At 48.2% G+C, this 13121-nt stretch carries 12 protein-coding genes and 2 tRNA genes; 3 read left to right on the forward strand and 11 right to left on the reverse strand.

Going from position 1 to position 13121, the window contains the following annotated elements; translation table 11 throughout:
• Window positions 1-4 precede the first annotated feature (4 nt).
• Window positions 5-2131, reverse strand: a complete 2127-nt coding sequence (locus tag L5462_RS06120) for a PAS domain S-box protein (RefSeq protein ID WP_237779908.1) — start codon at window positions 2129-2131, stop codon at window positions 5-7.
• Window positions 2132-2475: 344 nt separating this feature from the next.
• Here L5462_RS06120 and L5462_RS06125 point away from each other — a divergent pair.
• A tRNA-Val gene (locus L5462_RS06125) sits at window positions 2476-2547 on the forward strand.
• A gap of 4 nt (window positions 2548-2551) precedes the next feature.
• Window positions 2552-2624, forward strand: a tRNA-Phe gene (locus L5462_RS06130).
• A gap of 147 nt (window positions 2625-2771) precedes the next feature.
• On the opposite strand, the gene L5462_RS06135 is transcribed toward L5462_RS06130, so the two are convergent.
• Genes L5462_RS06135 through tes form a run of 6 tightly spaced genes read right to left on the reverse strand, consistent with a single transcriptional unit; the run spans window position 2772 to window position 8437 of the window.
• Complete coding sequence (locus tag L5462_RS06135) at window positions 2772-4055, reverse strand: tRNA (N(6)-L-threonylcarbamoyladenosine(37)-C(2))-methylthiotransferase (protein ID WP_237779909.1); 1284 nt, start codon at window positions 4053-4055, stop codon at window positions 2772-2774.
• 45 nt (window positions 4056-4100) lie between these two features.
• On the reverse strand, window positions 4101-4754 hold the full coding sequence (locus L5462_RS06140) for a protein-L-isoaspartate O-methyltransferase (protein WP_237779910.1): 654 nt from the start codon (window positions 4752-4754) through the stop codon (window positions 4101-4103).
• A gap of 35 nt (window positions 4755-4789) precedes the next feature.
• Window positions 4790-5398, reverse strand: coding sequence for an HVO_0476 family zinc finger protein (locus L5462_RS06145; RefSeq protein ID WP_237779911.1), 609 nt, complete (start codon window positions 5396-5398; stop codon window positions 4790-4792).
• Between the two features lie 43 nt (window positions 5399-5441).
• A complete protein-coding gene (gene hacB, locus L5462_RS06150) occupies window positions 5442-5942 on the reverse strand; it encodes a homoaconitase small subunit (protein ID WP_237779912.1) in 501 nt (166 codons plus the stop codon).
• A gap of 18 nt (window positions 5943-5960) precedes the next feature.
• A complete protein-coding gene (locus L5462_RS06155; RefSeq protein ID WP_237779913.1) occupies window positions 5961-6941 on the reverse strand; it encodes a beta-ribofuranosylaminobenzene 5'-phosphate synthase in 981 nt (326 codons plus the stop codon).
• A 20-nt stretch (window positions 6942-6961) separates the two neighbouring features.
• Window positions 6962-8437 carry a tetraether lipid synthase Tes gene (gene tes / locus L5462_RS06160; protein ID WP_237779914.1) on the reverse strand — a complete coding sequence of 492 codons (1476 nt, stop codon included), beginning with the start codon at window positions 8435-8437 and terminating at the stop codon, window positions 6962-6964.
• Window positions 8438-8601: 164 nt separating this feature from the next.
• Here tes and L5462_RS06165 point away from each other — a divergent pair, with 164 nt between their 5' ends.
• A complete protein-coding gene (locus L5462_RS06165; protein WP_370637021.1) occupies window positions 8602-9117 on the forward strand; it encodes a CDP-2,3-bis-(O-geranylgeranyl)-sn-glycerol synthase in 516 nt (171 codons plus the stop codon).
• A 2-nt stretch (window positions 9118-9119) separates the two neighbouring features.
• On the opposite strand, the gene L5462_RS06170 is transcribed toward L5462_RS06165, so the two are convergent.
• The 4 genes from L5462_RS06170 to L5462_RS06185 are packed head-to-tail and all read right to left on the reverse strand — an operon-like array spanning window position 9120 to window position 13114.
• Window positions 9120-9791, reverse strand: a complete 672-nt coding sequence (locus L5462_RS06170) for a hypothetical protein (protein WP_237779916.1) — start codon at window positions 9789-9791, stop codon at window positions 9120-9122.
• A 4-nt stretch (window positions 9792-9795) separates the two neighbouring features.
• Complete coding sequence (locus L5462_RS06175; RefSeq protein WP_237779917.1) at window positions 9796-10821, reverse strand: hydantoinase/oxoprolinase family protein; 1026 nt, start codon at window positions 10819-10821, stop codon at window positions 9796-9798.
• A 20-nt stretch (window positions 10822-10841) separates the two neighbouring features.
• A complete protein-coding gene (locus L5462_RS06180) occupies window positions 10842-11822 on the reverse strand; it encodes an ATP-grasp domain-containing protein (protein ID WP_237779918.1) in 981 nt (326 codons plus the stop codon).
• Complete coding sequence (locus L5462_RS06185; RefSeq protein ID WP_237779919.1) at window positions 11819-13114, reverse strand: nucleotide sugar dehydrogenase; 1296 nt, start codon at window positions 13112-13114, stop codon at window positions 11819-11821. Before L5462_RS06185 ends, L5462_RS06180 begins: the two co-directional genes overlap by 4 nt.
• Between the last annotated feature and the right edge of the window lie 7 nt (window positions 13115-13121).

The raw sequence follows: 13121 nt of genomic DNA on the forward strand, positions 1-13121 counted from the left end.
ACTTCTATTTTTCATCAATAACGCCCTTCTCCATGAAGGTTATCCTGAATGTTGTGCCCCCATCTGAAATCATCTCTGCAGTCCCGTCAATCTGGTCGGTCAGGTTCCTTACAAGCTGGAGGCCAAGGGATGGGCTGCTTTCCCAGTCAAGATCAGGTGGGAATCCGACTCCATCATCACTAACCTCAATCAGAACGTGTTTATTACTCCGTTTAACCGAAACAGATACGGTACCTTCCCCATCAGGGAAAGCATGCTTCACTGCATTTGTTAATAGTTCATTGACGATGAGACCAACAGGTATGGCGGTCTCCACGTCAACTTTCAGTTCATCCAGGTCCATATTCAGCCTTATCCTGGAATCTGCAGAATAACTTCGGAACACCTCGGATGCCAGTGTCCTTATATATTCACCCATATCAATGTTCTTGAGATCCTCTGAACGGTAAAGCCTTTCATGGATCAGGGCCATGGACCTTGCCCTGTTTTCACTCTCCCTGAAGAGGTCCAGGGTCTCTTCATCCTTCGCCTTCCTTGACTGAAGGCTGAGGAGGCTTGAAATTATCATCAGGTTGTTCTTGACCCGGTGGTGTATCTCCTTGATGAGGAGTTCCTTTTCCTCAAGGGATTTCTCAAGCATCCTCTGTGTCCTCTTGAGGTCCGAGATGTCATGGAGGACCACGAGGACGCAGTCCCTCCCCTCCGCATGTACAAGCTTATTGTATATCCTTACAGTGTACTCCCTTCCAAGTGGGTCATTAAGGACAACCTCATAGGGTTCAATACTATCCTCACCTCCCATTATCATACCAAGCTTTGATCTGAATTCGTCCTTCACCTCATCGGAGATGAATTCAATATCATAGATGGATGTTCCTCGGAGTTCCTCCGGTGCCATTCCAAGTCTCTCTGATAGGGTTGAGTTGATATCCATTATAACCCCACCCTCCAGTTCAAGGAGAATTACATAGTCAGGTGAAAGATCAAACAGTGACCTGTATTTTTCCTCACTCTCCCTCAGTTTCCTTTCGTTCTCTATTCTATGAGTTATGTCCCTTGAAACCGATACAACTACATTTTTACCGCCAATTTCAATAAGGCGGGAGTTCACCTCAACCGGGATCCTGCGACCGTCCTTTGATATGTAGGTTCTCTCAAACCTTGCGGCCTTTCTTTCAAGTAGTGTCCTCATATTATCTGAGATCTCCTCCCTCGTGGGTCCAAGGTCCATGGGGGTCATGTTGAGGAGTTCATCCCTTGAGTAGCCCAGTTTCTCCACAGCGGTCCTGTTCACCTCAATGTAGTTGCCTGGCAGCCCCTCATCCCTTAACTCAACGATGGTTATTATATCCTCAACACCATTGAAAACTGCCCTGAATTTCTTTTCACTCTCCTTCAGCGCCTCTTCAGCCTTTTTCCTCTCTGAAATGTCCCTTATAACTGCAGTTACAAAGTTTTCACCCATATAATGCCATCCTGTAATGGATATATCCACAGGAACTCTCATTCCATCCTTTCTGAGTGCATCGACATCCGTAATCATCAGCGAAATATCACTCTTAAATATATCCGAAAAATCGTGCCTGTCCCGGTTTTCCTCTGAGATTATCGTGCTGATGTGCCTCCCCATCATCTCATCTGCGGTGTACCCAAAGATCTCCTCAGCTCCCTGGTTCCATGAAACCACAATGCCCCTCTCATCAACGGTTATTATGGCATCCCTTGCTGTTTCAACTATTGTCCTGTATTTCTCCTCAGTCTCCCTGATAACCTCCTCTGATTCCTGAAGGGACTCTGCTAGGAGTACGGTGATGAAGTTGACAAAGAACATCACAGATACCCTCATGATATCCTCATAGAAACCTGAGAGAGATGCCATGATGTTTGTTACGATAAGTACCGTGCCAAGAAATGCCGTTACGAGAAATGACTTCATCCTGAACCAGAGGGCTGCAAGGACTATTGGTATGTAAAAGATGTGTGTGAATACAATTTCAACCCGAAGGAAAATATGAAAATAGACTGTTGCAGTAGCACAGAGGGCTGTTATTGAGGCGACAAGGGCCAGCCGGGTCCTCATGTCCCTGTATGACTGTATCTTCTCGGTAACAGTAAGAGTTCTATGGACCAATGCCCCCACCCTCTCATTGAATTTTGTATACCTGTGTAAAACCATCAATCCCATGATGGTTTCACATTCAGTTATCATTTAAGTTATCAGATTCACTAAAAAGTTTTCTATGAATGTATGTATGAAGTATCAGTAAATATATTTATGGCGTATAACAATTAAAAAGTTCATGCTTTACCCTTTGAACCCTTGATTTTTAACCATTATCATGCTGATGGGATTTCACTGGGCATTTCAGGTTCATGGTGTCACCCCATACCTGTAAGGAGGCTTTTATTCCAGAATCCCCACTCCCAGAATGGAAAAGGTTATATATGACTACTTCCATAGTTTAGAAGGAACATGGGCCGGTGGTCTAGGGGTATGATACCTCCCTGACACGGAGGTGATCACGAGTTCGAATCTCGTCCGGCCCACTATGCCGTGGTAGTTCAGTTGGGAGAACGCCAGACTGAAGATCTGGATGTCGCTGGTTCAAGTCCGGCCCACGGCACTTATAACCACCTCTTTCTCTAGAAACTAATTATATAGTTATTTTTAAGGACATTGAAACATTTTACAAGTCTTAACTTATCCTACTTGATTTTGAGGACCTAACAACACTCAAGTCAGTTAAAAAATAAAATCTTACTGAAGGCTATTAATCTTCTGATTCAGCTATAAGGTACGTTCCAGTGGCCCTCTGGATCCTAACCCTCCTGAAGGATCCCGCCTCGCCATCATGTGTAACCACCGGTATATATGAATCTGTTCTGCCTATGAAGCCGCCCTTCCTTCCCCTCTCAACTATGAGTATGTTCTGGGTGGTTCCAACGAGCCTCTTATTTTCCTCCTCTGTGATCCTCCCCTTGAGTTCCTCAACTGTCTTTGATCGCCTCCGCAGTTCCCTGAAGTCTATCTCATCAAGGGATGACGAGAGGGCGCGTGGCCTGTGCCTGTACTTTGAGAGGTGTATGAAGCCAGGTCTCACCTCCTCAAGGAGCCTGCATGTTTCAAGGAAGTCATCCTCGCCCTCAGTGGGGTAGCCAACGATTATATCGGTTGCGATGGAGATTTCCGGAATTCTTGACCTGAACCTGTCAACTATCATCCTGAACTCATCCACAGTGTGCCCCCTCCCCATATCCCTGAGTACACGGTCACTTCCACTCTGAACAGGGAGGTGGAGGAAACTGTACACCTTCTCTGATCTGAATGCCTCAACAAGACCATCAAGGTCCCTGAGGACACTTGCAGGGTGCATCATGCCGACGCGCACCCTGAAATCACCTGGTATTTCAGTTATTTCCCTTATGAGGTCAGAGAGTCTCTCACCTGTATCAGAACCATATGCTGCAGTATCCTGTGCCGTCAGCTGAATCTCCCTGCATCCCGCCTCAATGGCCTCCCTTGCCTCCCTCACGATGATATCTGATGGGTAACTCTGTATCCTTCCCCTTGCAAAGCGTGTGCAGCAGTAGCTGCAGCTTCCACTGCATCCCTCACATATCTGTATGATGTGTATCAGGGGATTCGACCTCACCCTGGGAACCCCCACCTTCACATCGGATGTGAAACCGGTTATCCGTTTAACATTACCGCCATACGCTGCACGCACAACCTCCTCTGTCCTCAGTAGCTGGTGGGGTCCAAGCCATGATGCATCCCCTGATATGGATTCAAGTTTCAGCGGGTCTATTTCAACCATACACCCAGCAACAACGAGTCCCTTATCAGGGTACATCTCCCTGATCCTCTTTATCCTGTTTATAACCTTGTGTTCAGTGGGATGCTTAACATAGCATGTGTTAAGAATTATCACATCCGCCTCATCAATCCCTGTAAGGAGAGCCCCTGCCTCACTCAGAATGCCCGCCATTATCTCTGAGTCTGCCTGGTTGAATGTGCATCCAAACGTCTCTATGTAAACCCTGACTTTGTCCATGAGAAATCCCCTTTAAAAATCATCTGTGAAATTCCCACCTTAGGTTCAGTGGAATTTCCAGCCATGTTTACCTATCAGTGGGACAAATGCAACTCCCCCAAGGTTCCTGGACCTGTAATCCCCAGAGGAGAGTTTCTCAACAAGAACAAGTTCCTGGTAAAATTTATCGGAACCAACAGGTATTAAAAGTTTTCCCCCCACCTCCAGCTGTTCCCTTAGGGGGTCAGGTATGTATGGTGCCGCCGCGGTCACGTATATCCTGCTGTAGGGGGCCTCAGGGGGGTACCCCTTACTTCCATCCCCATGTATAACGGTGATGTTATCATATCCCAGGGCCTCAAGTTTTTGCCTTGCCCTCTCATATAATGAATGTATCCTTTCAATCGTGTAGAGATGACCTTCACTCCCTATTATCTCTGCTATGACCGCTGCATTGTATCCACAGCCAGTACCAACCTCAAGGACCTTCATTCCCCTCTCAAGGTCCAGGAGCTCCGCGATCATGGCAACCATGTGGGGTGCGGATATGGTCTGTCCCTCACCTATCGGGAGGGGCATGTCAAGGTAGGCCCTGTGCCTCTCATCTTCAGGGACAAACTCCTCCCTTGGAACATTCTCCATCGCCCTTCTTATGGACTCAGATTTTATGTAACCCTTATCTATGAGGTCCTGGACCATTCTACGCCTTTCATCCATCATGGAACCACTGAAACAATGTTATAAACCATGACATTTCACACAATCATATCAGTGAGGTCGTGTCTGAACCTGAGGTTTACAGGATATCCATAAACCCTCTTAATCCTCTGGGCCGGTACGGAGCCCCTCCTTATCATACCATCCTCTGTCTTTATGCTCCGGATCTTGAATACGTGTTCATCTATCTTCATGACATCCCCCACCCTGAATTCAAAGTCCCTGTCGACCTCAACCTTCCTTGAGTAGACCTCACCATGGAGGTCCACGGATATACCGACACGGGCGGGTGCCTCGAGTGAAACAGCCCACAGCGTCTCAACATCCTCTGCAGTGGCTTTATCAACCCTCTTGCCGCTCTTAAGTTCCAGTGAGGTTATCTCAACGAGTTTCCCTGATACGGTGATCGCATCGCCTGCGGATACCTCCTCATGGGGGTATAGATCCACCTCATCCCGGTAGGAGCTTCCATGCTCACTTATTATTATCCTGTGGCGTTCGGGTTTTTCAATCACAAGGCTATCCCTGAAAACCGTCCCGCATTCCTCACATTCAAGTACAAGGTGCTTGATCTTCCTTGATCTGGACTCATCTGTTCTGCTCTTTAAAACCCTGAATGCCTTTGACCCGCAAATCGGACACTGCATCTATTACCCCTCATAAACACTTTCCTGTAAATTTATGTTTCTCCTACCCTGAACCTTCTTTTAGCGTCCTGATATAGTGGTTTACAAGGCCGCCGTCCTCTAGTATTGAGAGCATGTAGTCGTTGAAGGGCTTCATCTCATATCTCTTTCCAGAGGTGAGGTTCTCAATGAAACCACCCTTGAGATCAACAGAGATTTCATCCCCGTCCACTGCATCCACGCGAGCCATTATAACGGGAAACCCTATGTTTATGGCGTTTCTGTAGAATATCCTGGCAAAGGATTCTGCTATGATCGCGGCGACACCCGCATGTTTAAGGGCTACCGGGGCCTGCTCCCTGGATGATCCGCACCCAAAGTTGCGCCCGGCCACTATTATGTCGCCCCTCTTCACCTCAGAGGCAAACTCTGGCCTTGCACCCTCCATTACATGGGATGCGAGTTCATCAAGGCTGAAGGTCCTCAGATAACGTCCCGGTATGATCATATCTGTATCTATGTTATCACCGAATCTCCATACTCTTCCCCTTATAACTTCTTCCATCCATATTCCCTCCTGCACTCAGGATCTAATCACAGAAGCCCCCTCATTACGACCTCCCGTTACAAAGGCCTGCCCAGAATCCATTATCTCCAGAACAGCATCCACCATATCATCAGCTTTCCCATCTGTAACCGCATATACTGCGGGACCAAATGAACTCATGCCTGCCCCTGCGGCCCCTGAAGACAACATAGCATCTATTAAACTGTCAATCAGTGGGTCCTGGAGATCCCTTTCAACCTTCTTGAATCCTATCCTCTGTATTTCATTGACAGATTCCCCAAAGGCCTCAATGTCCCCTTCAATGACTGATGGCATCATCTTCATGAGAATTATGTGCGAGAGCCTTTCAACCTCCCTGAGGGGAATGGGGCAGTATTCCTGAAATATGTTAACCTCCTTTTTTCCTGAAACTGATCTCTCAATGTAAGGTATGGCAACCACGATATTCCAGTTCTCAGGAAAATCATATCTCGCAATAACAGGTGGTGGGGATGCACTTGAGGCAGATGACGGCAGAAAGTCAGACTTTTCACGGGTACTGTGTCCTGCATCCACTATGAATCCTCCATCTTCAAAGGAGGCAACTCCTATACCTGATGTTCCACCCCTGCCAACAATCGCTGCCAGGTCCCTTGCCCTTATACTGACGCCGTGGTACTCTGCTATGAGTTTTGCGGATGCGAGAGATATCTGGGTTCCCGATCCAAGACCCGAATGGGCTGGAAACATGCTTTCAACCTTGAAGGCGAATTTTTCATCACTGCCAATGTAGCTGAGGGTTCTCTCTGCAGCTGCTGTTATCTTTGAAACATATTCCTCCCTGAGTGCTCTCTCCACTTCACCAGTGAACTCCACAGTGATTTCATCTGAAGCCTCGAGGCCCATGATCAGTTCAGGCTCCCTGAGGGTGATTCCCACCCCTCCATCGAGGCGGCCCCTCCTCCCATTGAGGTCTATGAGGGTTAGGTGTAACCGGGATGGTGTGTTGATGATCAATTCAATTACCACTCCTTTGATTATCCTTTTAGAGGTTTTGAGAACTGCTTTTCAACCTCTGCCCTGTGTATTGAGTTCATTGTACAGAAGGGGACTATGCGCCCATCAGGCAGGGCGTAGTGTATGACGCACCTTTTAACCCTCTCAATATCAAAGTTCCATGGGTCCATGAAGTGCATGCATGATACCAGGAGCGTGTTGTAGTGGAATTCTCCAAGGGCACTGTATGATCTCTCCCTGAATACTGATGTGAGTATACTCTTTATATCAACAGACTCCGGTGCCTTCGATTTGTCGAGGGTTTTCGGAAGTTCTATTGTTGATTTTGCAATCAATTTGGCCTTTGCTGCTATTCCTCCCTTCTCAAGTTCCTCCCTGCCCTTATCAAGTATCTCAAAGAACCTGTCAACATCAATGAACCTTGTTATTGGGATTATTTTCCCGTCCTCTATGAATATGTATGTGGCTGTGCCGCAGTGCTGGTGGCATGTGAATGTAACCTGGGGTTCACCCTCAATGGCTGCAACGAAGTCCGATATTGGGCGGACAGATGATGCCGGGTAGAAGTCATCAACAGATATCTCCGAACCTGTCTGTTCCTCCACGAGTTCCTGGAAGTCGGGTATTGTTATGCGCTGCTCCTCAACCCTGTCGGCTGGGGTTCTTCCTGCAAAGGACACGGGCTGGAAGTTAACGCCCCTTATTATATCGATGTTTTCAATGGCGAACCTTATTATGTCCCCCACCTGGCTGTCATTGAGACCCCTCACGAGTGTGGGGACCAGTACTATTCCAAGACCCGCCTTTCTGCAGTTCTCTATTGCCTGTAATTTCAGGGGCAGAAGATTTTTACCCCTTGATACAATGTAGGGTTCCTCTGTGACCCCGTCGAACTGGAGATAGACTGTGTTGAGCCCTGCCTCCCTGAGTTCCGCTGCAAGTTCAGGTTTCCGTGCAAGTCTCACACCATTTGTGGCTATCTGGACATGGGTGAAGCCCTCCTCCCTTGCGAGTTTCACGAGCTCCACTATGTCCTTCCTCACCGTTGGCTCACCACCTGCGTACTGAATGGCTGGTGTGGGTACAGGTCTGTTTCTGCGGAGATTTCTGAGCATCTCCCTTATCTCTTCATAGGTTGGCTCATAAAGGTAGTTTGAGACGGCAGCATTGGCAAAACAGATGGGACATTTAAGATTACATCGATTAGTAACATCAATAAGACCAAGAACAGTGTGGCTCTCATGTTCAGGACAGAGGCCACAGTCAAGTGGACATCCCTTCAGGGGATCCGTCTGAGGGTTCAGTAGCCCCTCACCTCCCTCATCATAATCTTCTGCCTTACGGTAGATCTCGGAATTGCTCCAGTAAACACCCTCAAAGGTTCCATGCTCCGGGCATTCCTTCCTTATTAGAACCCTGCCCTCATCCTCAAAGACCTCCGCATCGACGGGTCTGAGGCACTCAGGGCAGAGACTCCTTGTTTTCTTTATTACCACAACAGTCACCTGTTTAATTTGAATATTAAAATCATCGAATCAGTTCACCGGCAAACGTTATATACCTGATGTATGAAATTACAAACCCATGCATCTCTTCCTGGGAGCCTGAACTGACCGGTTCCTACGGTATCTTAAATTAAATAATTTTGCGAGGTGTACAAGTGAATACCGATATTATCAATATTATAGATGTTCTCTATGTAATATACTTTATGTTACCAGCCTACATGGCGAATATAAGTGGTCTCGTATTTGGTGGGGGCAGACCCCTTGACATGGGCATCACCCTCAGTGATGGCAGGCGCCTCATAGGGGACGGGGTAACCTGGCGGGGCACTGCTGCGGGTACCCTTATTGGACTTTTTGTAGGGTTAATTCAGGGCTTTCTTTCAGGTTCAGTTATAACAGGAGCAATAACAGGTCTTTTACTTGGATTCGGAGCCCTCATGGGAGATGCGGCAGGTAGTTTCATAAAGCGAAGACTCAGAATAGATAGGGGTAGGCCAGCGCCTATCCTTGATCAGCTTGACTTCGTTGCCGGGGCCCTGATACTGGTATCCCCCCTGAGGGTACTGCCAGTTGATTACATCATCCTGATAATGCTCATCACCCTGGTTCTTCATCTCTCAGCAAACATCATAGCATACCTCATCGGTATGAAGGATGTCTGGTACTGACGTTATGATAGAAGGGATCTGCTGGCACTCAGGAGTTTTAGGGTCATGAAAAATACCTCGTATGGTGATGACCACTCAGGGACCTCATAGACCAGTGTCGGGTAGCCTGCGGCGGCAAGTGGCCTTGAGAAGAGTCTCGCTGATGAACTCCTGTACCTTGTTTTTCCTGAGACCGGGTAGTAATTGAACCCTTCCTTCCTTAGGCTTTCAGCGATTCTCACTGAAGGTTCATCCATCTGTGGTGTTGCAACATAGAATCCCTCACCATAACCCGGTGCATGGGCATGGGCAATTATCACAAGGTCATAATCAGATTTCGTTACATCGGGGAGGATGTAGGTGGTTGCAAGGCCCTCACCATTGGTCCTCCCCCTGCTGTAATCCATTGGACTGTCCTCAACATTTATACTGTAGAGTGCAACCTCCACAGGGAGAAGTGCAAATGCCCTGCTGGCCCACTGGACTGGTGCAACTGAAACCCCCTCCCGCGGATGTATCCCTGTTACAACGGCCACCTTTATGTTCTGCTCACCGTAATGGGCATAGACGTCCCTTGTAACATATCCCCGGGAATCCGAGCCGATAGTTGAATGGTCAGATATGTTCATGATTACAAGGGGGGTCACAAGGAGGAGTATAACAGTGATTAAAATCCTTGATTTCAACTCAACCATCCATCTATATGTTCTGGAGGTAATCCTCCATGAGGAGGGCTGTGCCTACTGCAGGGGCCACCACACACTCCTCCTCTGTCAGGAATTCGTCCATGGTTCTGCATTTGAGGTCGAGAATTTCAGCTGCCCTTTTTGCAAGAATCTTCATTCCAAGGCCCGTGGCGATCACCTCATCAAGGTTTTCGCGCTCTGAAACCTCTGCGATTCCCTCTGCTATCTTGAGTATCTGCTGGTGGTAGATGTACTCTGCCACCTCAAGTATATCCTCTGGTTCAAGGAGTTCCAGGTCGGCGCAGAGGACCCGGGCTATCCTCAGCATACAATCCTCAATGGATTTCCCTGAGCCATCCGGTGTGCTGCAGGTGTAATCTGATTCCCTGATATTGCCGAGTAACCTGTGAACATCGGCAGTTATTGCAAAAAGTTCAGATGCAACCCTGAACCATCTATCATTGAGGGGGACCCTGTCGACTATGGTTGCAACATTGGTTCTCAGTGTGCCCGTGTAGACAAGTTCACCAGTTGATAGCCTTTCAAGGTCATTCCTTCCCCTTGAAGCCTCGAATCCATCCTTGACGGGTATTATGTCCGTTGTTGTGCTTCCCACGTCCACCATTATGCAGTCGCTGCTCATCGCAGATGCTATCTGTGAGGTGGCAACCCAGTTGGCCGCAGCCACATCCATGGGGTCCCTGATCGCCTCGGAGGCATCCACCATGCCCGAGAGGCTCACGTATGCCACTGGAACATCGAATGCACTCTGGACACTTTCAACTATGTCTATAACACCATCTGCCTTGCTTGGGTAGGCGTCGACCAGTTCAGCTGTCATGCATATGCCAACACCATCAAGGTCATCAAGGTCATCTCCTGCAAGTTCAATCAGGGTTTCTGAAAGTTCATGCCTTTTAAGCCACATGGGGAGGTACCTGAAGTCCACACGGACGTTCTTCATTTCCCCATCGGCTCCAAACTCTATTACTGCCATGTCGGTGTTTGCTCCTCCAATATCAAATCCCGCTATCTTCATCAAAGGTCAACTCCATAATCTTAATTCCCGGCTTCAGTTCCCCTGCGGACATCCACAACCATGCCCCTGGAACCTTTTCTGAAGTATGCTGTTCCATTGAATTTAACACGCTGTGGAAGTTCACCCATAACTGATTGAAGGACCATATGGCCCAGGTTTCCCTCTGAAATCCTTCTGAGACCTATATAGGGCGTTGTGATCCGGGAGTTTATCTCAACAACATAGGGTTCATCTGCAAGTATCATGTCCACCCCAACATAGCCCCTCAGACCATTAATGGATTCCACAGCCCTTCTGGCAACCCTGAAGGCCTCATCCCTCATACTGTGATCCACAGGGGCTGCCCCCCCATTATACTCCAGTGAATCCCCCCTTATGAGGATATTCTGCCTGTTGAGACTTATGGGTAGCGCCCTTATTCCATCAGAGAGCAGGCTCACGCTGACGCTCTCACCCTCAACAAATTCCTGTATTATCATATTCTCGGGGATATCATGGAGGTCCCTCGCCTCAAGTATCCTTATACCCTGGCAGGCAACACCGTCTGCGGGTTTTATGAGAACCCTTGATGGTAGTTCTCCAAGATCATCCATTCCATAGGTCCTTATAAGGGGAGCCACCCCCCTGAGGGCCCTGTAGGTCATCCTCTTATCTGAGCATATGCGGACCGCCTCACTGGTTGAGCCGAGAAGAAGCACCCCTGAGTCTTCAACCAGTTCTGTGAGTTTATAGAGTTCCATGTCCTCCTCTGCTGCGATGAATATGCAGGCATCAAATCTATGAAGGTTTGCTCTGAGCCATTCCCTCAGGGAACCTGTGATTATTGTTGGCCTGCAATTGGACTGGATTTCAATATCAGCGAACTTCTCAGAGAGAAGAAATTCAATTTCAAGGTTCCTGAAATCGGCCAGAAGAGCCTCAAGCATTGAACGACCCTCAAGAAATATCTCAGGGTCTTCAATCCCTGAGGCAGTTGCATATTCAAATATTAGCAGCTTCAAGGGCGCCCCACACCCCTGAATACTATGCCATGTTCCCTGAATTTTTCAGGATCCAGAACGGGTCTTGTGCAGATGAATATCCCGCCACCTATCATCTCAGGGGTTATTTCCAGATATTCCGAATGATCCGTCATGAGAACCACACAGTCAGATTCAAGGGCCTCCTCCAGTGAGACAGGTTCAACACCCATTTTCTTTATTAGCACAGGGTCAACATGGGGGTCGTTGACAATGACGTCAGCACCCTCTGATATGAGGGCTGCCACAAGGGGCCTTGTTGGTGTCTCCCTTGCATCTGCAACGTCGCCCTTGTAGGCCACTCCAAGAACACCCACCCGTGATCCTGCAAGGCCTCTACCCTCTGATTCAAGTGCATCCCTTATGATTTCAAGGACGTGGAAGGGCATGGATTCGTTTACCTCCCTGGCCGTCCTTATGAGTCTTGCCGGGACACCATGTTTCTCTGCCATCTCAACTATGAAGTAGGGGTCTATTGACAGGCAGTGGCCCCCAACACCGGGTCCAGGAGTGTGAAGGTTCACGCGGGGGTGGTGATTTGCTGCCTCAATTGCCTTTATGGCGTCTATGCCGAGTGATTCACATATGACTGCAAGTTCATTGGCGAGGGCTATGTTGGTATCCCTGTAGGTGTTCTCCATGAGCTTAACCATTTCTGCTGTTATGATATCATCCACAACTATTACCTCGCCCCTTGTGACCTTACCGTAAAGTTGAGCGGCCATCTCTGCACTTCTCCCATCAATGCCCCCTATGACCCTTGCATTGTTCTGCATCTCATGGAGTGTGTTGTTTGGAAGGGCCCTTTCAGGTGTGTATGCAAGTCCAAAGTCCCTTGATGCGCGCAAACCTGTTTTTTCAAGTATTGGGAGTACCACGTTTTCGCAGGCCCCTGGGGGTACGGTGCTCTCTATGATCACAAGGTCCCCCCTCTTCAAGCCCTCTGAGATGGTCTCTGTTGCTGATATCACAGCAGAAAGGTCAGATGTGTTGTCGCTGTTAACAGGTGTCGGTACCACCACAACCATCACATTTGATTCCTCTGCAGCGCTAACACCATCAACTGTTGCCCTCAGTTTCCCCTTCCCAACAACCTCCGCGACAAGTTCATCAAGGCCTGGTTCAGGGACAGGTGATTTTCCTATGTTGACCTTTTCCACCGTTTCTGTGCTTATGTCAATCCCTGTAACATCAAATCCTGCCCTGGCAAAAAGTGCTGCTGTTGGAAGACCTATGTGTCCAAGACCAAATACTGCTATCCTGTAATTGTCCATGCCAATT

This window comes from Methanothermobacter sp. K4 (genome assembly GCF_022014235.1).
GTDB lineage: Archaea > Methanobacteriota > Methanobacteria > Methanobacteriales > Methanothermobacteraceae > Methanothermobacter.